At 65.1% G+C, this 22,189-nt stretch carries 20 protein-coding genes; 18 read left to right on the top strand and 2 right to left on the bottom strand.

The window, feature by feature from the left end; translation table 11 throughout:
* Positions 1-52: 52 nt before the first annotated feature.
* A complete protein-coding gene (locus tag DMX06_RS02390; protein WP_110734232.1) occupies positions 53-1,219 on the bottom strand; it encodes an AAA family ATPase in 1,167 nt (388 codons plus the stop codon).
* Positions 1,220-1,359: 140 nt separating this feature from the next.
* Between DMX06_RS02390 and DMX06_RS02395 the strand changes: the two genes are divergently transcribed.
* The 18 genes from DMX06_RS02395 (at position 1,360) to DMX06_RS02490 (ending at position 19,783) form a co-directional block, all read left to right on the top strand.
* A complete protein-coding gene (locus DMX06_RS02395; RefSeq protein ID WP_110734234.1) occupies positions 1,360-2,448 on the top strand; it encodes an efflux RND transporter periplasmic adaptor subunit in 1,089 nt (362 codons plus the stop codon).
* Entirely contained in the window at positions 2,445-3,512 is a 1,068-nt protein-coding gene (locus tag DMX06_RS02400; protein WP_110734236.1) for an efflux RND transporter periplasmic adaptor subunit, read from the top strand. Before DMX06_RS02395 ends, DMX06_RS02400 begins: the two co-directional genes overlap by 4 nt.
* Positions 3,509-6,562, top strand: a complete 3,054-nt coding sequence (locus DMX06_RS02405) for an efflux RND transporter permease subunit (RefSeq protein WP_110734238.1) — start codon at positions 3,509-3,511, stop codon at positions 6,560-6,562. Before DMX06_RS02400 ends, DMX06_RS02405 begins: the two co-directional genes overlap by 4 nt.
* Positions 6,563-6,781: 219 nt before the next feature.
* On the top strand, positions 6,782-6,964 hold the full coding sequence (oscA, locus tag DMX06_RS02410) for a sulfur starvation response protein OscA (protein ID WP_016489716.1): 183 nt from the start codon (positions 6,782-6,784) through the stop codon (positions 6,962-6,964).
* A 48-nt stretch (positions 6,965-7,012) separates the two neighbouring features.
* Complete coding sequence (locus tag DMX06_RS02415) at positions 7,013-8,020, top strand: sulfate ABC transporter substrate-binding protein (protein WP_110734240.1); 1,008 nt, start codon at positions 7,013-7,015, stop codon at positions 8,018-8,020.
* A gap of 187 nt (positions 8,021-8,207) precedes the next feature.
* Positions 8,208-9,026, top strand: coding sequence for a sulfate ABC transporter permease subunit CysT (cysT, locus tag DMX06_RS02425; protein WP_110734244.1), 819 nt, complete (start codon positions 8,208-8,210; stop codon positions 9,024-9,026).
* A 12-nt stretch (positions 9,027-9,038) separates the two neighbouring features.
* A complete protein-coding gene (cysW, locus tag DMX06_RS02430; RefSeq protein ID WP_050707422.1) occupies positions 9,039-9,911 on the top strand; it encodes a sulfate ABC transporter permease subunit CysW in 873 nt (290 codons plus the stop codon).
* Between the two features lie 3 nt (positions 9,912-9,914).
* On the top strand, positions 9,915-10,904 hold the full coding sequence (locus DMX06_RS02435; RefSeq protein WP_008093195.1) for a sulfate/molybdate ABC transporter ATP-binding protein: 990 nt from the start codon (positions 9,915-9,917) through the stop codon (positions 10,902-10,904).
* Between the two features lie 360 nt (positions 10,905-11,264).
* The gene (locus tag DMX06_RS02440) at positions 11,265-12,050 is read left to right on the top strand and encodes an energy transducer TonB (RefSeq protein ID WP_110734246.1); all 786 of its coding nucleotides are present in this window, start codon (positions 11,265-11,267) and stop codon (positions 12,048-12,050) included.
* 30 nt (positions 12,051-12,080) lie between these two features.
* Positions 12,081-12,803, top strand: coding sequence for a MotA/TolQ/ExbB proton channel family protein (locus DMX06_RS02445; protein ID WP_110734248.1), 723 nt, complete (start codon positions 12,081-12,083; stop codon positions 12,801-12,803).
* 1 nt (position 12,804) lies between these two features.
* Positions 12,805-13,206: an ExbD/TolR family protein gene (locus DMX06_RS02450; RefSeq protein WP_110734250.1), complete on the top strand. Its 402-nt coding sequence runs from the start codon at positions 12,805-12,807 to the stop codon at positions 13,204-13,206.
* 357 nt (positions 13,207-13,563) lie between these two features.
* Positions 13,564-14,145: an alpha/beta hydrolase gene (locus DMX06_RS02460; RefSeq protein ID WP_110734254.1), complete on the top strand. Its 582-nt coding sequence runs from the start codon at positions 13,564-13,566 to the stop codon at positions 14,143-14,145.
* Positions 14,146-14,208: 63 nt separating this feature from the next.
* On the top strand, positions 14,209-15,156 hold the full coding sequence (locus tag DMX06_RS02465; protein ID WP_110734256.1) for a sigma 54-interacting transcriptional regulator: 948 nt from the start codon (positions 14,209-14,211) through the stop codon (positions 15,154-15,156).
* A gap of 181 nt (positions 15,157-15,337) precedes the next feature.
* Positions 15,338-16,123, top strand: coding sequence for a MetQ/NlpA family ABC transporter substrate-binding protein (locus tag DMX06_RS02470; RefSeq protein ID WP_110734258.1), 786 nt, complete (start codon positions 15,338-15,340; stop codon positions 16,121-16,123).
* Between the two features lie 715 nt (positions 16,124-16,838).
* Complete coding sequence (locus DMX06_RS02475; RefSeq protein ID WP_050707417.1) at positions 16,839-17,504, top strand: amino acid ABC transporter permease; 666 nt, start codon at positions 16,839-16,841, stop codon at positions 17,502-17,504.
* Positions 17,485-18,144, top strand: coding sequence for an amino acid ABC transporter permease (locus tag DMX06_RS02480; RefSeq protein ID WP_110734260.1), 660 nt, complete (start codon positions 17,485-17,487; stop codon positions 18,142-18,144). Before DMX06_RS02475 ends, DMX06_RS02480 begins: the two co-directional genes overlap by 20 nt.
* Positions 18,141-18,914: an amino acid ABC transporter ATP-binding protein gene (locus DMX06_RS02485; protein ID WP_110734262.1), complete on the top strand. Its 774-nt coding sequence runs from the start codon at positions 18,141-18,143 to the stop codon at positions 18,912-18,914. The genes DMX06_RS02480 and DMX06_RS02485 overlap by 4 nt, the downstream gene beginning before the upstream one ends.
* On the top strand, positions 18,911-19,783 hold the full coding sequence (locus tag DMX06_RS02490; protein ID WP_110734264.1) for a transporter substrate-binding domain-containing protein: 873 nt from the start codon (positions 18,911-18,913) through the stop codon (positions 19,781-19,783). Before DMX06_RS02485 ends, DMX06_RS02490 begins: the two co-directional genes overlap by 4 nt.
* A 34-nt stretch (positions 19,784-19,817) precedes the next feature.
* Here the strand turns inward: DMX06_RS02490 and DMX06_RS02495 are convergent, their stop codons facing one another.
* Entirely contained in the window at positions 19,818-22,181 is a 2,364-nt protein-coding gene (locus tag DMX06_RS02495; protein WP_110734267.1) for a penicillin acylase family protein, read from the bottom strand.
* Positions 22,182-22,189: the final 8 nt, after the last annotated feature.

Raw genomic sequence — 22,189 nt, forward strand, 5'->3', positions numbered from 1 at the left:
ATTGCGGGGCAAGTCGCATCGGTGTGCCGATGCGACTTGCCCCGCGATCTTTTCAGCCCTGGTCCGGCCAGTTCCAGGCCGGTTCATCCAGCATGCCTTGCCCGACGATACAGGTTTGACCCAAGGTCTTCTCCAGGTGGATCGAATTGCAGTCGGCATCCTCCTCCAGCGCCGCCACCAGCCGTGGCGCGTGCGACACCACCCATACCTGGCACTGCTGCGCCGCGCGGCGAATCAGGCGCGCCAGTGCCGGCAACAGGTCTGGGTGCAGGCTGGTTTCCGGCTCGTTGAGCACCATCATGCTCGGCGGGCGTGGCGTGAGCAGGGCGGCCACCAGCAACAGGTAGCGCAAGGTCCCGTCAGACAGCTCAGCGGCGCTCAGCGGCCGCAGCAACCCGGCCTGGTGGAAACGCAGGCCGAACAGGCCGCCGGGCTGGGCGTCGACCGCGAGCCGAGCACCGGGAAAGGCGTCGCTCACGGCGTCCTGCAGGGCCTGCAGGTCGCCGATCTCGTCGATGGTCTGCAGTGCGGCGGCGAGGTCGCGGCCATCGTGATGAAGCACCGGTGTGCGCGTGCCCAGCCGCGCTTGCCGGGCAGGGGCATCGGCATCGGTACGGAAATGGTCGTAGAAGCGCCAGCTGCGGATCTGTTCGCGCAGATGTGGCACCTCGGGGGAGCCCTGCAGACTGCCGACCTGGTCGAACAGGCTGTCGAACTCGGTCATGTGCTGGTGCAGCACCTGCCATTGGCGCCCGTCACGGGCCTTGACCATCCCCGCATTGCGCTGCACCAGCTGGCTGGCGGGTCGGCACAGGGGGCCGGCCCAGATCGTCTCCTGCTTGATCTGCGGGTCCAGGGCAAACTGCGACCGGCTGGGTTCGGGCAGGCCGAGGCTGATCGCGTAGCCGAAGTCTTCGCCGGCAAAGCCCATCTTCAGGCGCCTGGCCTGCTGGCGTGGCCCGCCTTCCACCGGCACCTCGCCGTTGAGCATGCGCCGGGTGAGCTTCTCGGGGCCGGCCCAGAAGGTCGACTCCAGCCCGCCCTCGGCAGCCAGCGCGTTGACCACGCCGCCGCGGGCGGTCTCGGCCAGCAGGCGCAAGGCCTTGTACAGGTTGGACTTGCCGCTGCCGTTGGCTCCGGTGATCACGTTGAGCCGCCCGAGCGGCATCACCAGCTGGTTGATCGAGCGGTAGTTGGCAATGGCCAGGGTGGTCAGCATCGGCGGTGTCCTTGAGCGTCTGGCTGGCAGTATCGCCGATAGCGCTGCGCTTTGTTGAGCCGACATCGGTGTCGTTTGTCCATCCCTGATCTACGCTTCAAACGCATCCCTCTCTCCCTTTGTCGAAGCAAGGAGCCTGCATGACGGTAACGCGTCCGCCGATGGTCGTTTGCCTGGGGCTGCTGTTCATGCTTTCGGGCTGTGGCAAGGAAGAAGCTGCCCCGGTATTGCCCCGGGTCGCGGTGCAACAGGTGCAGCCCACCGACTTTGCCGCCCGGGTCACCTTGACCGGTGACGTGCAGGCGCGGGTGCAGACCGACCTGTCGTTTCGCGTGGGCGGCAAGATCATCGCCCGCGGCGTCGATGTCGGCGACCACGTCAAGGCCAACCAGGTGCTGGCGCGCCTGGATCCGAAGGACCTGCAGAACAACGTCGACTCGGCCAAGGCCGAGGTGTTCGCCGAGCAGGCGCGGGTCACCCAGACCAGCGCCGCGTTCGTGCGCCAGCAGAAGCTCCTGCCCAAGGGCTACACCAGCCAGAGCGAGTACGATTCGGCCGAAGCCGCGCTGCGCAGCAGCCAGAGTGCGCTCAAGGCCGCCCAGGCGCAGTTGGCCAATGCCAACGAGCAGTTGAGCTACACCGCCCTGGTGTCTGAGGCCGACGGGGTGATCACCGCGCGCCAGGCCGAGGTCGGCCAGGTGGTACAGGCGACCATGCCGATCTTCAGCCTGGCGGTCGATGGCGACCGTGACGCGGTGTTCAATGTCTACGAATCGCTGCTGGTGAAGTCCCCCAGCGACGAGGGCGTCGTCGTCAGCCTGCTGGACAACCCGGCGATCAGGGCCGAGGGCCGGGTCCGCGAGATCACCCCGACGGTGTCCGCCGAGAGCGGCACGGTGCAGGTCAAGGTCGCGCTGCGCAACGTGCCGGCCGGCATGCAGCTGGGCTCACCGGTCACGGCCACTGGCAACACCCAGGGCCGGCCCAGCATCGAATTGCCGTGGTCGGCGCTGACCAAGGCGCTGAAGGAGCCGGCGGTGTGGGTGGTGGGCGAGGGCGACAAGGTCGAATTGCGCAAGGTCCAGGTCGCGCGCTACCTCACCGGCAAGGTGGTGATCGCCGACGGTATCAAGGGTGGCGAGACCGTGGTGGTGGGCGGTGGACAGCTTCTGCACCCGGACATGCAGGTCGAGAAGGTCACCGCCAAGGACGGAGGGGCCGCGCCATGAAACGTCAGTTGCTGATAGTGTCCGCCAGCCTGATGCTGGCTGCCTGCGGGGGCGATGAGGCGCCGCCTGAGGCGATACGCCCGGTGCTGTCGACGCTGGTCGAGCCGCAGGTACAGTCGCAGCTGGGCCGCTTTGCCGGCGCCATCCAGGCCCGCTACGAAAGCACCCTGGGGTTCCGGGTGTCCGGACGCATTGCCCGACGCTGGCTGGATGTCGGCGCCCGGGTAAGCCCTGGCGACACCCTGGCCACCCTCGACCCGACCGACCAGCAAAACCAGCTGCGCGCCGCCGAAGGCGACCTGGCCAAGGTCCAGGCGCAATGGATCAACGCCCAGGCCAATGCCCGCCGCCAGCAGCAGCTGTACGACCGTGGTGTCGGCGCCCAGGCCCAGCTGGACATCGCCCAGACCGACCTGAAGACCACCGGCGCCGCGCTGGAGCAGGCCCGTTCGGCGGTCAGCCAGGCTCGCGACCAGCTCGGCTACAGCACCTTGCGCAGTGATCATGCGGCGGTGGTCACTGCCTGGCAGGCCGAGGCGGGGCAGACGGTCAGTGCCGGCCAGGCCGTGGTCACCCTGGCCCGTCCGGACGTCAAGGAGGCGGTGATCGACCTGCCGATTCCGCTTGCCGAACAGCTGAACAAGGACCTCACCTTCACCGTCGCCTCGCAGCTCGACCCAGCCATCAATACCACCGCCACGCTGCGCGAGCTCGAGCCACAGGCCGACGCCACCACCCGTACCCGCCGCGCCCGCTTGACCCTGACCAGCACACCCGATGCCTTCCACCTGGGCACCGCGGTCAGCGTCACCCTGACCTCGGCGGTTAGCCCGCGCAGCGAGTTGCCGCTGACCGCGTTGCTTGAACGTGACGGCAAGACCCAGGTGTGGGTGGTCGATCCGCAGCAGAAAACCGTGGCCACCCGCGAGGTCGCGTTGATCGGGCGTACCGCCGACAGCATCGTCCTGGCCTCCGGCGTGCAGCCCGGCGAGCGCGTGGTGACCGCTGGAGTGAACAGCCTCAAGCCCGGCCAGAAGGTCACCTTCGACGAGGATGCGCAATGAAAGGAAGCTTCAACCTCTCGGAATGGGCGCTGAAGCACCAGTCCTTCGTCTGGTACCTGATGTTCGTCGGCCTGCTGATGGGGATCTTCTCCTACTTCAACCTTGGTCGTGAGGAAGACCCGTCCTTCACCATCAAGACCATGGTCATCCAGAGCCGCTGGCCCGGCGCCACCCAGGACGAGACCCTGTATCAGGTCACCGACCGCATCGAGAAGAAGCTCGAGGAGCTCGACTCGCTCGACTACGTGAAGAGCTATACCCGCCCGGGCGAATCCACGGTCTACGTCTACCTGCGCGACACCACCAAGGCCAAGGACATCCCCGAGATCTGGTACCAGGTACGCAAGAAGATCCAGGACATCCGCGGGCAGTTCCCCGCAGGCATCCAGGGGCCCGCCTTCAACGATGAGTTCGGCGACGTGTTCGGCTCGATCTACGCGTTCACCGCCGACGGCCTAACCCTGCGTCAGCTGCGCGACTATGTCGAGGTGGCGCGGGCCGAGGTGCGCGAAGTGCCCAACATCGGCAAGGTCGAGCTGATCGGCACCCAGGACGAAGTGCTCTACCTGAACTTCTCCACCCGCAAGCTGGCCGCGCTGGGCATCGACCAGCGCCAGGCCATGCAGGCCCTGCAGCAGCAGAACGCGGTGACCCCGGCCGGGGTGATCGAGGCCGGGCCCGAGCGCATCTCGGTGCGCACCACCGGGCAGTTCGCCTCGGAGAAGGACCTGCAGACGGTGAACCTGCGCATCAACGACCGCTTCTTCCGCCTGGCCGATATCGCCGATATCGAGCGCGGCTATGTCGATCCGCCTTCACCGATGTTCCGCTTCAATGGCCAGACCGCCATTGGCCTGGCGATCGGCATGAAGGCCGGCGCCAACATCGAGGTGTTCGGCGCGGCCTTGAAGGCGCGGATGGACAGCATCGTCCGCGACCTGCCGGTGGGCGTTGGCGTGCACAACGTGTCCGACCAGGCGGTGGTGGTCAAGCAGGCGGTCGGCGGCTTCACCAGCGCGTTGTTCGAAGCCGTGGTGATCGTGCTGGCGGTGAGCTTCGTCAGCCTCGGCATTCGCGCGGGGCTGGTGGTGGCCTGTTCGATCCCGCTGGTGCTGGCCATGGTCTTCGTGTTCATGGAATACAGCGACATCACCATGCAGCGGATCTCGCTCGGCGCGCTGATCATCGCCCTGGGATTATTGGTGGACGACGCGATGATCACCGTCGAGGTGATGGTCACGCGCCTGGAGATGGGCGAGACCAAGGAGCAGGCGGCCACCTTCGCCTACACCTCCACCGCGTTCCCCATGCTCACCGGCACCCTGGTGACGGTGGCCGGTTTCGTGCCGATCGGCCTCAACGCCAGTTCCGCGGGCGAGTACACCTACACCCTGTTCGCGGTGATAGCGGTGGCCTTGCTGGTGTCCTGGGTGGTGGCGGTGTTCTTCGCCCCGGTGCTGGGTGTGCACATTCTCAGCAGCAGCAAGCTCAAGGCGCACGAGGCCGAGCCCGGGCGTGTCGGCCGGGCATTCGAGGGCGGGTTGCTGTGGTGCATGCGCCACCGCTGGCTGACCATCATCGGCACGGTGCTGCTGTTCGCCCTGTCGATCTTCAGCATGCGTTTCGTGCAGAACCAGTTCTTCCCGTCGTCGGACCGGCCGGAGATCCTGGTCGACCTGAACCTGCCGCAGAACGCCTCGATCGAGGAAACGCGCAAGGTCGTCGACCGCCTGGAGGCGAGGATCAAGGACGACCCGGACCTGGTGCGCTGGAGTACCTACATCGGCCAGGGCGCGATTCGCTTCTACCTGCCCCTCGACCAGCAGTTGCAGAACCCGTACTACGCCCAGCTGGTGATCGTCAGCAAGGGCTTCGAGGAGCGTGCAGGCATGATGGAGCGCCTGCAGAAGCTGCTGCATGAGGAGTTCGTCGGTATCGGTACCAACGTCCAGTCGCTGGAGATGGGCCCACCGGTGGGCCGGCCGATCCAGTACCGGGTCAGCGGCAAGGACATCGACCAGGTGCGCAGGCACGCCATCGAACTGGCGACCTTGCTCGACAGCAACGACCACATCGGCGAGATGATCTACGACTGGAACGAGCCCGGTAAGGTGCTGCGCATCGAGATCGCCCAGGACAAGGCGCGTCAGCTGGGCCTGTCATCCGAGGACGTGGCCAATGTGATGAACAGCATCGTCAGCGGCGTGCCGGTCACCCAGGTCAACGACAACATCTACCTGGTCAATGTGGTGGCTCGCGCCGAGGACAGCGAGCGCGGCTCGCCGGATACCTTGCAGAACCTGCAGATCGTCACGCCCAGCGGCGCCTCGATACCGTTGCTGGCTTTTGCCACCGTGCGCTACGAGCAGGAGCAGCCGCTGGTATGGCGCCGCGACCGCAAGCCGACCATCACCATCAAGGCTTCGGTGGTCGGTGATATCCAGCCCACCGACCTGGTGGCCGAACTCAAGCCTGGCATCGATGACTTCGCCAGCAAGCTGCCGGTGGGCTATGACGTGGCCACCGGCGGTACGGTGGAGGAGAGCAGCAAGGCCCAGGGGCCGATCGCCGACGTCATCCCGTTGATGCTGTTCCTGATGGCGACCTTCCTGATGATCCAGCTGCACAGCGTGCAGAAGCTGTTCCTGGTGGTCAGCGTCGCGCCCCTGGGGCTGATCGGCGTGGTGCTGGCGCTGGTGCCCACGGGCACGCCGATGGGCTTCGTGGCGATTCTCGGGATTCTCGCCCTGGCCGGGATCATCATCCGCAACTCGGTGATCCTGGTGACCCAGATCGACGAGTTCGAGGAGCAGGGCTATTCGCCCTGGGATGCGGTGGTGGAAGCGACCAACCACCGACGCCGGCCGATCCTGCTGACGGCGGCGGCGGCGAGCCTGGGCATGATCCCGATCGCCCGGGAAGTGTTCTGGGGGCCGATGGCCTACGCCATGATCGGCGGCATCATCAGTGCAACGCTGCTGACGCTGCTGTTCCTGCCGGCGCTGTATGTGGCCTGGTACAAGATTCGCGAGCCGAAGCGCGAATCCTGACGGGTACTCCGTGGGAGCGGGCTTGCCCCGCAATGGCGATGGTGAATCCATTCATGTCATCGCGGGGCAAGCCCGCTCCCACGATTAGCAAAAGCAGTTATATAAACATTCTTAAACAGTATTTTTAAGAATATCCGCGCCTCACTACTATTGCCTTCAAGCCAGGCGCTAATCCCCTTCAAACCTCTGCCCGGCACCCTTACTCACAGGAGAACGAGCATGAGTGCATCTCTGCGCAGCATCGACGGTCAGGACGAAGCCACCATTCTGCGTGAAATCCAGAGCGCGCTGCGCGACCTGCGCTTCGGCGCGGTGGAGATCACTGTGCACAACGCCCAGGTGGTGCAGATCGAACGCAAGGAGAAGTTCCGCCTGCAGCAGCCCGGCAACAAGTCCGGCTGACACCGCATCACTTCAAAAACTAGAAAAATGCCAATCGGGAGCTTCACCATGTCCATCCGCCGTTATGCGCTTGCCGCCCTGGCCAGTGCCGTTTTTGCCGGTTCCGCGATCGCCAAGGACTACGAACTGCTGAACGTGTCCTATGACCCGACCCGCGAGCTGTACCAGCAGTACAACGCCGAGTTCATCAAGCACTGGCAGGCCGCCCACCCAGGCGACCAGGTGAAGATCCAGCAATCCCATGGCGGCTCCGGCAAGCAGGCCCGCGCGGTGATCGACGGCCTGCGCGCCGATGTGGTGACCTTGGCCCTGGCCGGCGACATCGACGAAGTCGCCAAGCTTGGCAAGACCCTGCCGGAGGACTGGCAGAAGCGCCTGCCGGACGCCAGCACCCCCTATACCTCGACCATCGTGTTCCTGGTGCGCAAGGGCAACCCGAAAGGCATCAAGGACTGGGGCGACCTGATCAAGAAGGACGTCTCGGTCATCACCCCCAACCCGAAAACCTCCGGTGGCGCCCGCTGGAACTTCCTCGCCGCCTGGGCCTACGGCCTGAAGACCGGCGGCAATGAAGACAAGGCCAAGGCCTACGTGCAGGAGCTGTTCAAGCACGTGCCGGTGCTCGATACCGGCGCCCGTGGCTCGACCATCACCTTCGTCAACAACGGCCAGGGCGATGTGCTGCTGGCCTGGGAGAACGAGGCCTTCCTGGCGCTGAAGGAAGACGGCGGCGCCGACAAGTTCGAGATCGTCGTGCCTTCGCTGTCGATCCTGGCCGAGCCACCGGTGGCGGTGGTCGACAAGAACGCCGCGAAGAAAGGCAATGAAAAGATCGCCGAGGAGTACCTCAAGCACCTGTACAGCCCGGCTGGCCAGAAGATCGCCGCGCAGAACTTCTACCGTCCGCGTGACGCGAAGGTCGCCGCCGAATTCGGCAAGCAGTTCCCGAAACTGGACCTGGTGACCATCGACAAGGACTTCGGTGGCTGGAAGACTGCACAACCCAAGTTTTTCAATGACGGTGGGGTGTTCGACCAGATCTACCAGGCACAGTAAGCGGTAATGGAAGAGCGAGGGCTGCCTTGCAGCCCTTTCGCGACGCAAGGCCGCTCCCACAAGGAACCGCGATTTCCTGTGGGAGCGGCCTTGCGTCGCGAAAGGGCCGCAAAGCGGCCCCAGGATTCAAAAGCTTGCACCGGCCCGGCATAACCGCTGGGCCAAGTGCGTTCAACCAGGGACCTTTATGTCACGTCGCATTTCCCCCGTCATACCCGGCTTCGGGCTGACGCTGGGCTACACCTTGGTGTACCTCAGCCTGATCGTGCTGATACCGCTGGCGGCCATGTTCATCCATGCCTCGCAGCTCACCTGGGAGCAGTTCTGGAATATCGTCAGCGCGCCACGGGTCATCGCCGCGCTGAAACTGAGTTTCGGCACCGCCCTGTTCGCCGCCATCATCAACGGTGTGATCGGCACCCTGCTGGCCTGGGTGCTGGTGCGCTACACCTTCCCGGGGCGCAAGATCATCGATGCGATGATCGACCTGCCGTTCGCCCTGCCCACCGCTGTCGCCGGCATCGCCCTGACCGCCCTCTACGCTCCGGCGGGCTGGGTCGGCCAGTTCGCCACCGACCTTGGCTTCAAGATCGCCTACACCCCCCTGGGCATCACCCTGGCGCTGACCTTCGTCACCCTGCCGTTCGTGGTGCGCACGGTGCAGCCGGTGCTGGCCGACATCCCGCGTGAAGTGGAAGAGGCCGCCGCCTGCCTGGGCGCTAAGCCCTTGCAGGTGTTCCGTCATGTGCTGGCGCCGGCTTTGCTGCCGGCGTGGCTGACCGGCTTCGCCCTGGCCTTTGCCCGGGGCGTGGGCGAGTACGGTTCGGTGATCTTCATCGCCGGCAACATGCCGATGAAGACCGAAATCCTGCCGCTGCTGATCATGGTCAAGCTCGACCAGTACGACTACACCGGCGCCACCGCCATCGGCGTGCTGATGCTGGTGGTTTCCTTCATCCTGCTGCTGCTGATCAACCTGCTGCAGCGGCGCATCGAAACCCCTTGAAGGAGGCCGGCAATGTCTAGTCAACCCATGAGCGCAACCGCCGCCGCCAACGCTGCCCGACGCAGCAGCGCAACCTCGCGCCGGGTGCTGATCACCCTGGCCTGGATCGTCTTCGCGCTGTTCCTGGCGCTACCGCTGGTGATCGTGGTGTCGCAGGCGCTGAAGAACGGCTTCGGCACCTTCTTCGAGGCGATCTTCGAGCCCGACGCGCTGTCGGCGCTCAAGCTGACCCTGCTGGCGGTAGCCATCTCGGTGCCGCTGAACCTGGTGTTCGGCGTGTCCGCCGCCTGGTGCGTGAGCAAGTACAGCTTCCGCGGCAAGAGCATCCTGGTCACCCTGATCGACCTGCCGTTCTCGGTATCGCCGGTGATCGCCGGCCTGGTCTACGTGCTGATGTTCGGCGCCCAGGGCTTGTTCGGGCCGTGGCTGCAGGACCACGATATCCAGATCGTCTTCGCCCTGCCGGGCATCGTCCTGGCGACCATCTTCGTCACCGTGCCGTTCGTCGCCCGTGAACTGATCCCGCTGATGCAGGAGCAGGGCACCCAGGAGGAGGAGGCCGCGCGCCTGCTCGGCGCCAACGGCTGGCAGATGTTCTGGCATGTCACTCTGCCGAACATCAAGTGGGGCCTGATCTACGGCGTGGTGCTGTGCACCGCCCGAGCCATGGGCGAGTTCGGCGCGGTGTCTGTCGTGTCGGGCCATATCCGCGGCGTCACCAACACCTTGCCGCTGCACGTGGAGATCCTCTACAACGAGTACAACCACGTCGCGGCCTTCAGCGTGGCCAGCCTGCTGCTGATCCTGGCGCTCTTCATCCTGCTGCTCAAGCAGTGGAGCGAGAACCGTATTAACCGCCTGCGCCACAGCGCCGCGGAGGAATGATTCATGTCGATCGAAGTTCGTAACGTCAGCAAGCGCTTCAACAGCTTCCAGGCCCTGGACAACATCAACCTGGATATCCACAGCGGTGAGCTGGTGGCTTTGCTCGGCCCGTCCGGCTGCGGCAAGACCACCCTGCTGCGCATCATTGCAGGCCTCGAGACGCCGGATGACGGCAGCATCGTGTTCCACGGCGAGGACGTGTCCGGCCACGACGTGCGTGATCGCAACGTCGGTTTCGTGTTCCAGCACTACGCGCTGTTCCGCCACATGAGCGTGTTCGACAACGTCGCCTTCGGCCTGCGCATGAAGCCCAAGGGCGAGCGCCCGAGCGAGAGCAAGATCGCCGAGAAGGTTCATGAGCTTTTGAACATGGTCCAGCTCGACTGGCTGTCCGACCGCTACCCCGAGCAGCTGTCCGGTGGCCAGCGCCAGCGTATCGCCCTGGCCCGCGCCCTGGCGGTCGAGCCCAAGGTGCTGCTGCTCGACGAGCCGTTCGGGGCGCTGGATGCCAAGGTGCGCAAGGAGCTGCGCCGCTGGCTGGCGCGCCTGCACGAAGACATCAACCTGACCTCGGTGTTCGTCACCCACGACCAGGAAGAGGCCATGGAAGTCGCCGACCGCATCGTGGTGATGAACAAGGGCGTGATCGAGCAGATCGGTTCGCCCGGCGAGGTGTACGAGAAGCCGGCCAACGACTTCGTCTATCACTTCCTCGGCGATTCCAACAGGTTGGCGTTGAGCGAAGGGCACCACGTGCTGTTCCGTCCGCACGAGGTGTCGCTGTCACGCCACGAGACCGAGGGGCACCATGCCGCCGAGGTGCGCGATATCCGCCCGTTGGGCGCGACCACCCGGGTGACCCTGAAGGTGGAAGGGCAAAGCGAGCTGATCGAGGCCGAGGTGGTCAAGGATCACGACAGCCTGACGGGGCTGGCGCGGGGCGAGACGCTGTTCTTCCGGCCGAAGGTGTGGCAGAAAGTGGCGGATATCTGAGCTGGCGCTTGCAATGAAAGACCCGGGCATGGTCCCGGGTTTTTTATTGCCTGGACGGACGCAATCGCGGGGCAAGCCCGCTCCCACAACCATACGTGGGAGCGGCGGTGCGGCGTTCCGACTTGCCCCGCGATTGCCATGTACACCAGCATGCCATTCGAGCATTTTTCATATGCCCTTCAGGCATCGAAAAAGCACTGGTCGGCTGCAGGCCTTTACTACCGGGCCCTGCAAGGAACTTGGCAAAACTGTTAGATCAAAACGATCTAGCTTTAACTTTAAACATTACTTTATGAGCTAAGTCTCTGGGCCCGATGATTCAGCCACACACCTGAATCAAGAACCCCAGGAGTTTTAGCAATGGGCAATGTCCAGACGGCCGTCAGGGCCTACGACCAGCCATGGCGCCCGGCATCGGGTGACCTGGTCGAGCTCGGACGCACGCTACGCCTGCCGCTGGGCCAGTTGCGCCTGCAGCGTACGCCGGTCAGCGGCCTCAAGCGTCGCGACAAGCTGGCGCTGGGCCTGCTGGTGCTGGTGCTGCATGGCGCGGCGGCGTACTGGGTCAGCCACCAGCCGACCCCCGAGCTGCCGGTCATCCCGCCGAAGATTCCGCCCATGACCATCGAGTTCGCCGCGCCCGCACCACCGGTGGTCGAGCCGCCGCCGCCGGCCCCTGTGGTCCAGCCGCCACCACCACCACCGGTGGTCGACGAACTGGCCGCCAAGCCCGCGCCCAAGCCGGTCCCCAAACCCAAGCCAGTGCCCAAGCCGCAGCCCAAGCCAGTCGAGGCGCCACCGCCGACACCGGTCGCCGCGCTAGCACCCCCGGCGCCGGCACCTGCGCCACCCGCGCCTGCGCCAGTGACCCCGGCCTCGGCCAACGCCGCCTACCTGAAGAATCCGGCGCCGGAGTATCCGCAGATGGCCCAGCGCCGTGGCTGGGAAGGCACCGTGCTGCTGCGCGTTGAGGTGCTGCCCAGCGGCAAGCCGGGGCAGATCCAGATCCAGAAGAGCAGTGGCCGCGACGCCCTGGACGCCGCCGCGCTGGCCGCGGTGAAGCGTTGGAGCTTCGTCCCGGCCAAGCAGGGCGACGTGGCCCAGGTGGGCTGGGTCAGCGTACCGATCGATTTCAAGCTTCGTTAACTTGCGACCGCATACAGGAAGGACTTCATCATGAGCTTGTTGGCATCTCCCCTCGAATCCGTTGAAAGCGCGGTCATCTGGCTGCTGGTCGGCTTCTCCGTCGCCACCTGGGCCCTGGCCCTGGTCAAGGTCGTGCAGTTCGTGCGGCTGAAGAACCAGGACAAACGCTTCCACCAGCAGTTCTGGGCCGCGTCCAGCCTCGACTCCGCCGCCGAGCCCGCCCACGATCTGCCAGGCCCGGCCGCCCGCGTCGCCCAGGCAGGCTTCGCGGCGATCGCGGTTGGCGAGCCAGGCCAGGCCAGTGATCTCAGCCAGGCCATCAACCACCAGGATCGCCTGGAGCGCGCCCTGCGCCAGCAGATCGTCCGCGAGCGCCGTTCGCTGGAGACCGGCCTGGCAGTGGTGGCCAGTATCGGCAGCACCTCGCCGTTCATCGGCCTGTTCGGCACCGTGTGGGGCATCATGGAGGCGCTCAAGGGTATCAGCGCGGCGGGCTCGGCGAGCCTGGAAACCGTGGCCGGCCCGATCGGCGCGGCGCTGGTCGCCACCGGCGTGGGTATCGCCGTCGCGGTGCCGGCGGTGCTGGTCTACAACTACTTCCTCCGTCGCCTCAAGCTGACCGCCGCCGACCTGGACGACTTTGCCCACGACTTCTACAGCCTGGCGCAGAAGAGTGCCTTCCGCGTGCTGGTGCACCCGACGGTGCAGCGCCAGCACACGGGCTTCACCCAACCTGTGAAGGAGGCCTCCTGAGATGGCTTTCTCGACCCAGGACAGCGATGAAGTGTTGAGTGAAATCAACGTCACGCCATTGGTGGACGTCATGCTGGTGCTGTTGGTGGTGTTCATCGTCACCGCGCCATTGCTGACCAATGCCATCCCCATCAACCTGCCCAAGACCGAGGCCGTCGCCCCGGTGGAGCAGAAGGATCCGCTGGTGGTGAGCATCGATGGCAGCGGCAAGCTGTTCATCAACAAGGACGAGATCCAGCCCGACCTGCTGGAGACCAACCTCAAGGCTGCCAGGGACAAGGACGCCGAGCTGCGTGTGCAGCTGCAGGCCGACGATGGTGTGAACTACGGCGAGGTCGCCCGCGCGATGGCGGCGATCGAGCGGGCCGGGATCAGCAAGCTGGCGGTGATCACCGCCCGCTGACCGGCGATACCCTCTTCAGGCAAGTGCTTAGGGGCCATTTTCCTTGGCAGGGGATGGCCCTTTTTTTATTGGAAGCAAGAAAGTCTTTTGCGATCCCTGTAGGAGCGGCCTCGTGTCGCGAAAGGGCCGCAAAGCGGCCCCGGCGATCTGTGCATAAACGCTGAAATCCTGGGGCCGCTTCGCAGCCCTTTCGCGACACGAGGCCGCTCCTACAGGGGGAGGCGCAGAGCTTGAACACTGTGCAAGAAAATTGCGCAAAGGTGTTTTGGTTATTAATAAATAGCTTCTTATTCCTTTACGAATATAACCCCCTCCCTATACTTGCACCCAAGCACGCAAACTTCCGGAGGCGTCCCCATGCGCAATGAGTCGATTCGTTACCTGATTGTGCCGGGCTGGCAAGGATCGCCAGACAACCATTGGCAGAGTCACTGGCAGCGCAGCCTGCCCAACAGCGCCCGGGTCGAGCAGCAGGACTGGCTGACCCCGCAGCGGCGCGATTGGGTCCAGGCGCTGGAGCGGGCGATTGCCGCCGAACGCTCGCCGGTGATTCTTATCGCCCACAGCCTGGGCTGCATCACGGTCGCCCATTGGGCCGCCCAGGCCAGCCCCGAGCTGCTGCGCCGGGTACGTGGCGCACTGCTAGTGGCGCCGGCGGATGTCGAACGGCCGACCTGCGCACCGGCCCTGCGCAACTTCGCGCCGATTCCTCTGCAGGCCCTGCCGTTTCCCAGCCAGGTGGTCAGCTCCGACAACGACCCGGCGGTAAGCGTGCCGCGCGCGCTGTACCTGGCCCAGGCCTGGGGTGCCGAGGCCGGGCTGCTGGCCGACGCCGGGCATATCAACGTCAAGTCGGGCCATGAGCGTTGGGAACAGGGTTTCGCCTACCTCTACCGCTTGCAGGCCCGTATCGATCAGCGCGCGCTGCGCCGCGCCTGATCCGCCGGTTTTCATCGAACGAATCGAATCCCCGGCCGCGTGCGACCGGGGCGGGAGTATTCCATGACGTTTCACACTGCTTTCGGCCAGCCGTTGCTGACCTTCCCCGAATTGGACAAGAGCCCGTTGAGCATCCGCGCCAAGGCGCTGGTGTTCGTCGATCCGCGTTCCCAGGTGCTGCGCCAGGCCCTGGAGCGATTGGCGCCACAACCACTGCCGGTGCTGATCCGTGGCGAAACCGGCACCGGCAAGGAACTGCTGGCCCGGCAGATCCACCGCGCCAGTGACCGCGGCGGGTTGTTCGTGTCGGTCAACTGCGCGGCCATCAGCCCGACCTACGCCGATGCCGAATTGTTCGGCTATAGCGCCGGCACCCAGGGTGGCACCGCCAGCAGCCGCGCCGGCTGGTTCGGCTCGGCCAACGGCGGAACGCTGTACCTGGACGAAATCGCCGACCTGCCCCTGGCGATCCAGGGCAAGCTGCTGGCGGCCCTGGAGAACCGCGAGGTAACCCGGGTCGGCGCCACCCAGCCGCAGGCGGTCGATGTGCGGCTGGTGGCCGCTTCCAGCATCGACCTGGCCCAGGCCGTGCGTGCCGGGCGCTTCAACGAGCGGCTTTACCATTACCTGCACGAGGGTGAACTCGAGCTGCCGGCATTGCGTGATCGGGTCGGCGATATCCTGCCGCTGGCCGAATACTTCGTCGGCATCTACAGCGTGCGCCTGGATCGGCCGCTGCCCCTGATCAGTGAGGCGGCCCAGCAGGCGCTGGAGGCCCATGCCTGGCCGGGCAATACCCGCGAGCTGGAGAACGTCATCCATTTCGCACTATTGGTCAGCGATGGTGAAGAGATCCTGCCCGAGCACCTCGATCTGCCGGACACCGCCCCCCTGGTCAGCCTGGCCCGTCAGCTGGCGCAACTGGGCAGTAGCCGCGAGGCGCAGACCCTTGCCGAACTGCGTGACCTGCTGGGCAAGGCCTTGGCAAACCTGAACGAGCCCGCGCCCTAGAGCGGTGTGTTGCGGCTCATAAGCAAAGGGCGTGATGGCCAGTTGTTTTTGGAATAAGCAGCTAATCAAAAGATATTGTTACGGAATAAAAAATCTCGGTATTGTCCGGTTCACGCCCACCCGAACGGATGGGCACCCGACTCGCCATCTGCGATGGCCCAGCTCCAGAACAAGGATCACCATGAAAAAGACCCTGCTGACCACCGCCCTGGCCGCCGCCCTGTCGCTGACGGGCCTCGCCAACGCCGCCGAGAAACTGGTGGTCGCTGCCACGCCCGTGCCGCACGCCGAAATCCTCGAACTGATCAAGCCGACCCTGGCCAAGGAAGGTGTGGACCTGCAGATCAAGGTCTTCACCGACTATGTCCAGCCCAACGTGCAGGTCGACCAGAAGCGTCTGGATGCCAACTACTTCCAGACCCTGCCGTACCTGAAGAACTTCAACGAAGGCAAGGGCACCCACCTGGAAACCGTGATCGGTGTGCACGTCGAACCGTTCGGTGGCTACTCGAAGAAGGTCAAGAGCCTGGCCGAGCTGAAGGACGGCGCCACCGTCGCCATCCCCAACGAAGGCAGCAACAGTGGCCGCGCCCTGCTTCTGCTGCAGAAGGCTGGCCTGATTACCCTGAAGGATCCGAAGAACGCCCTGGCCACGCCGAAAGATATCGCCGAGAACCCGAAGAAGCTCAAGTTCAAGGAGCTTGAGTCGGCCATGCTGCCGCGTGTGCTGGATCAGGTCGACCTGGACATGATCAACACCAACTACGCCCTCGAAGCCGGCCTGAACCCGGCCAAGGACGCCCTGGTGATCGAAGGCAGCGACTCGCCGTACGTGAACTTCCTGGTTGCCCGCCCGGACAACAAGGACAGCGAGGCCATCCAGAAGCTGGCCAAGGCGCTGACCAGCCCGGAAGTGAAGGCGTTCATCGAGAAGAAATACAGCGGCGCGGTACTGCCGGCGTTCTGATACGCGGCAAGAGTTGCGCCTGAACGAAAAAACCGACGCAAACTGCGTCGGTTTTTTTATGGCAGGGCCGCTCTCATGGAACAAACCGTAACTCATTGATTTAGCTAGCCCCTGTGGGGGCGGCCTTGTGTCGCGAAAGGGCCGCATAGCGGCCCCGGCAATATCAGCTTGGTGCGCAGATCTGGGGGCGCTTCGCACCCCTTTCGCGACACAAGGCCGCTCCCACAGGGGGACAGTTCCCCGCGCGACAGCGCAGCCCCCAAAGGGCTGGGCGATCTCCTACAGGGAAAGGTGTGCATCCCAATCGCTCTGTATGACAGCGGTTCCCACAGAGGGCTCAGCGCTGACTGGCCAGTGCCCGGCGCAGCGCCAGGAGCCACAGCAGTTGTTCATTCGAAGCAGGCAAGCAGGGGCTGTTCATCGTTGTCTTCCTTGTTGAATGTGATGGGCCGTGCAAGTCAAAGTTTGAAACCCCTTGGAGGGGAAAATGCTCGGAAAGGTCCGTGTGCAATGAAGGAAATTTCCGAGCGTCACGGGGCGGTGATATAGATATGCAATAAAGATATTTATAAAAATATTTTTATACCTTTAGAGTCTAGTGATCGTGCTTACCGGCACAGCGCCACTATTCGTGAAACGACGCCGAGCCACCCTCGTGCCGACCCTGGACCTGCCCCATGCCGTACCTTCGTGACTTTGTGTCGAGGCCCCTTCCATGAGCTTCGACACCGCTTTCATGCTTAGCACGCTGCCGGCCTTCTTCAAGGCCGTTGGCGTGACCCTGCAAGTCGGGGCGATCGCCATCGTCACCTCGTTGCTGGTGGCGTTGCTCAACGCGACGATCCTGGTGTTGCGCACGCCGTACCTGTGGCGCCTGGTCAAGGGCTACGTGGAACTGGCCCGCAACACACCGTTGCTGATCCAGCTGTTCTTCGTCTACTTCGCCTTGCCCAGCCTGGGGTTGAAGGTGTCCGGCTTCGCCGCCGCGATAATCACCCTGACGTTCATGGGCGGTGCCTACCTCACCGAGGTGCTGCGCGCCGGGGTCGAGGCCGTGCCGCGGGCGCAGCTGGAGTCCGGGCGTTCCATCGGGCTCTCCGAGGGCCAGTTGCTGCGCCATGTGATCCTGCCCCAGGCCGGCATCCTCAGCCTGCCGGCACTGTTCGCCAACTTCGTGTTCCTGCTCAAGGAGACCACCGTGGTTTCGGCGGTGGCGGTGCCGGAGATCCTCTACACCACCAAGAACTACATCGCCCTGTACTACAAGACCTATGAAATGCTCGCCGTGCTGACCCTGCTCTGCGTGCTGATCTTCCTGCCGCTGTCGTTGCTGCTGCGCTACCTGGAACGGAGGCTGCAACATGGCCAGTTCGGGCATTGAGCTGCTGCTGGTTTCGCTGCCGCAACTGGCCGCGGGTGCTGGGCAGACGCTAGCGATCTCGGCCCTGGGCATCCTGTTCGCTAGCCTGGGCGGCGTGCTCTACGGCGTGCTGGCGACCCTCGGCAACCGTTGGCTGAACATCCTGCTGCAGGTGTACCTCGAGCTGTTCCGGGCGATTCCGGTGCTGGTCTGGCTGTACCTGGTGTTCTTCGGTTTGCCGATCTTCTTCGGCCTGAGCATCCCCAGCTTCTGGTGCGCGGTGCTGGTGCTGGGCCTGTGGGGCGCCAGCGAGGTCGGCGAGGTGGTGCGCGGCGCACTGCAGTCCCTGCCACGCGGGCAGCGCGAGGCGGGGTTGTCGATCGGCCTGGGCGGCTGGCAGCTGTACGGCTACGTGCTGCTGCCCCAGGCGCTCAAGCGCATGACCCCGCCGACCATCAATATCTACACGCGGATCATCAAGACCAGCTCGCTGGCAGTGCTGATCGGCGTGGTCGAAGTGATCAAGGCGGGCCAGCAGATCATCGAGCGCACCTACGAGTCGGTGCTGATCTACGGCGCGCTGTTCCTGTTCTTCTTTCTTGTCTGCTATCCGCTGTCGGCCGCTTCCCGCGTGCTGGAGCGGCGCTGGGCCCACGCATGAATCCATTGATCGAATTCCAAGGTTTCAACAAGTTCTTCGGCCAGCACCAGGTGCTCGCGGACATCGACCTCAAGGTCCAGGCCGGCGAGGTGGTGGTGATCCTCGGCCCCAGCGGCTGCGGCAAGAGCACCCTGCTGCGTTGCCTCAACGGGCTGGAGGAGGCCCAGGGCGGCAGCCTGCGCCTCGACGGCCAGGAACTGCTCGGCCCGGACACCAACTGGCGCCAGGTGCGCCAGCGGGTCGGCATGGTATTCCAGAGCTACCACCTGTTCGGCCATATGAGCGTGATCGACAACCTGCTGCTGGGCCCGCTGAAGGTGCAGAAGCGCGAACGCCGCGAGGCCCAGACCCAGGCCGAGGCGCTGTTGGCCCGGGTAGGCCTGCTGGACAAGCGCGACGCCTTTCCCCGCCAGCTTTCCGGTGGCCAGCAGCAACGGATCGCCATCGTCCGTTCGCTGTGCATGAACCCCCAGGTGATGCTGTTCGACGAGGTCACCGCCGCCCTCGACCCGGAGATGGTCAAGGAGGTGCTGCAGGTGATCCAGGGCCTGGCCCGCGAAGGCATGACCCTGCTCATCGTCACCCACGAAATGGCCTTCGCCCGCGCGGTGGCCGACCGCATCGTGTTCATGGAGGCCGGCAGGATCCTTGAACAGAACCACCCCGAGCGCTTCTTCACCCAACCGCAGAGCGCACGCGCGCAGCAGTTCCTGGAGAAATTCTCGTTCGTCGAAAGCCTGCCCAAGACACTGCACAAGGAACTGTCATGAAGACTGCCCCGTTCGCCAAACTGCTCGCTCCCTTGCTTGGCCTGGCCCTGCTGGCCGGCTGCAACAAATCCGAAGACCCGGCCAAGCCCGCCGCCGCCTCGCCGGCCACCAGCTACCTGGAAACCATCAAGGCCCGCGACAAGCTGATCGTCGGCGTGTTCACCGACAAGCCACCGTTCGGCTTCGTCGATGAAGGCGGGCGCTATGTGGGCTTCGACACCGATATCGGCCGCCGCTTCGCCAAGGACCTGCTGGGCGATGAAAGCAAGGTCGAGTTCGTCGCCGTCGAGCCTGCCAGCCGCATTCCGTTCCTGCAGAGCGACAAGGTCGACCTGATCCTCGCCAACATGACCGTCACCCCCGAGCGCAAGGAGGCGGTGGACTTCACCAACCCCAACCTGCGCGTGGCGGTGCAGGCCATCGTCGCCGATGGCAGCCCGGTGCAGAAGCTCGACGACCTGGCCGACAAGACCATCATCGTCACCACCGGCACCACCGCCGATATCTGGCTGACCAAGAACCACCCGGACTGGAAGCTGCTCAAGTTCGAGAAGAACACCGAGTCGCTGGCCGCGCTGGCCAATGGCCGTGGCGATGCCTATGCCCAGGACAACCTGATCCTGTTCAGCTGGGCCAAGCAGAACCCGGGCTACCGCGTGCTGCCGCAGCTGCTGGGTGACGAGGCGCCGATCGCCCCGGCGGTGAAGAAGGGCAACACCGAGTTGCGCGACTGGGTGAACAGCGAGCTGGCCAAGCTGGGCGAGGAGAAGTTCCTGCTCAAGCTGTACGACCAGTATGTGCGCAAGGAGCTGAGCGACGACACCAAGCCGGAGAGCGTGATCGTCGAAGGCGGCAAGTGGCAGGGCTGATTGCCTGAACGGGGCTGCAAAGCAGCCCCAGTTTCTATCTGGGCACCAGCCGCAACGTGCTCTGTGCCGGAATCATCCCCATCCGCGCCTTGTGGTAGCGCCCCTCGATATAGTCCTCGGCCTGGTCGCCGTAATGCCGGTCGAACGGCACGCCGCTCTGCCCGACCGGGTTGATGGTCAATGCGGAGCCTGCATCGGCGAAGTCGATCACCCGGCGGGTGGAAGGCCCATAGGTGACCGGCCAGGGCGCCGGACCGATCTTCGCCGACAGGTTGTTCGGCACCTCGTGGGTACCTGGCGCGGCGAACGGGCCGACATTGAACAGCAGGTTCAGCGGCTTCTTCACCCCCAGCGGATGGTTGTGGGTGAGGGTATGGGCCTTGCCCCATTGCCAGCTGGCCGGGTCCTTGCCGAACGTCTCGCGCAGGTGCTTGAGGCTGCGTTGCCAGGCCAGGCGCACGATGGCACTGCGGTCGGTGCGTTCGTTGCCGCCGCGCTGGTTCCACCAGGGCGATGCCGGGTCCGCGGCCAGGCGCGGCAGGGCGGCGTCGATGGCGCGGGTGCTGAGCAGCACCGGAAACCAGGTGTCGCCCAGTTCGTCGTGCAGGGCGGCGAATGCCAGCTCGTAGAGGAACTGGTTGAACAGCGTGGCACTGGTGGAGTCCAGCGGATAGTCACCGCGCCACGCGGCCAACTGCTCGACCAGCTCCTTTTCCTCGTCGCCCTGGGCGACGTTGCGCAAGGTGCCGAGCAGCGGCGCCAGGGTGCGCGGGCCATAGTCGGTGCTGGTGTCCAGCTGCAGGGCCTGGCTGTTCTGGGTGTCCCACTTGATGTCCGGGTTGCTCAGCTGGCGATCGAGCTGACGGCCGCGATCGGCCAGGTTGTAGTAGCCGGGTACGGGAACGGCGCCGGGCGGCTGGTAGTTGGCCGAGACGATGTAGCCGTTGGCCGGGTTCTCCTGCTGCGGGTTGGCGCTGAACGGGTAGAACCCCGGCTTGTCGGCCTGGCCGCTGGCGCCATCGAGAATGAACGCCGGGTTGACGCCATCCGGGCGGATCGGCAGCCGCGCCGCCGCCCACCAGCCGATATCGCCGCGGGCGTTGGCCCATACCAGGTTAAGCCCCGGCGCCTGGACCTTGGCCGCCGCCTCGCGCATCTTGCCCAGGGTGTCGGCGCGGTTGATCTGGTAGAAGCCTTCGAGGATCGGGTTGTCGGTTTCCAGGAACGCCCACCACATGGCGATGGGCGTCGGGCCGGCGGTATCGCCGAGCACGCTGTTGACGATCGGGCCATGGGGCGAGCGGCGCAGGGTGATGCTGGCCGGTTCGGAGCCCTTGACCGCAATTTTCTGCTCGGTCTTTTCCAGTGGCTGCCATTTGCCGTCGACCATCACCTGTTCGGGGTCCTGCGGGTTGGTCCGCTCTGTGATCAGGTCGACATCGTCGTTCTGGAACATGGTCAGGCTCCAGCCGAAGTCGCGGTTGTGGCCGAGCAGGGCGAACGGGTTGAGTGCCTGAAAGTAGCCATACAGGTTGAAACCCGGTGCCGACAGTTCGGCTTCGTACCAGATGGCCGGCACGGCGAAGCTGATGTGCGGGTCGCCCGCCAGCAACGGCCGGCCGCTGCGGGTGCGGCTGCCGGCCACAGCCCAGGCGTTGCTGCCCTCGAACTGCGGGATGCCGGCATCGCCCAGGGCGTCATGGCTCAGCCTCGCCAGTTGCTCCAGGCTGCGCCAGTCGGCGGCGGCCAGGGGCGTGGCCACGGCGCCGTCAGGCTGCCAGTCGAGGTCGAAGATCTTCAGGTATTCGGGACCGAGCTGGTCGCGGATGTAGGTCAGCGCGGGGTCGGTGCGGAATGCCGCGGCGAAGCTGTAGGCGAGGTAGCCGGCGATGCTCAGGGTGTCCTCGGCAGTGAAGGGGCGTGGCGGGATGCCGAGCAGGTCGAACTCCATCGGTTTGGGATGGCCGGCCTGCCACTGGTTGATGCCGTCCAGGTACGCCTGCAGCGCCTGCCAGGCCGGCGACTCGCGGTCCTGGCGCTGCGCCATCAGGGCCGCCTGGTCGCGGATGCGCAGGCTGCGGAACAGGGTGTCGGTTTGCAGCAGCTTGTCGCCCAGCACCTCGGCCAGTTCGCCACGGGCCAGGCGGCGCATGATCTCCATCTGGAACAGACGGTCCTGGGCGTGCACGTAGCCCAGGGCGCGGTACAGGTCCTGCTCGTTCTGCGCCTGCAGGTGCGGCACGCCGCGGGCATCGAAGCGCACGCTGACCGGTGCCTGCAACCCACCGACGGCCACCTCGCCGTCACGTTGCGGCTGCTTGCCCCGCACGTACCAGTAACCGGTGCCTGCAGCGGCCACGGCGATCACCACCGCCAGCAAGGTCAGGCTGCGCTTCATCGAGACTC

The sequence above is a fragment of the Pseudomonas mosselii genome (assembly GCF_003205295.1).
Classification (GTDB): domain Bacteria; phylum Pseudomonadota; class Gammaproteobacteria; order Pseudomonadales; family Pseudomonadaceae; genus Aquipseudomonas; species Aquipseudomonas mosselii_B.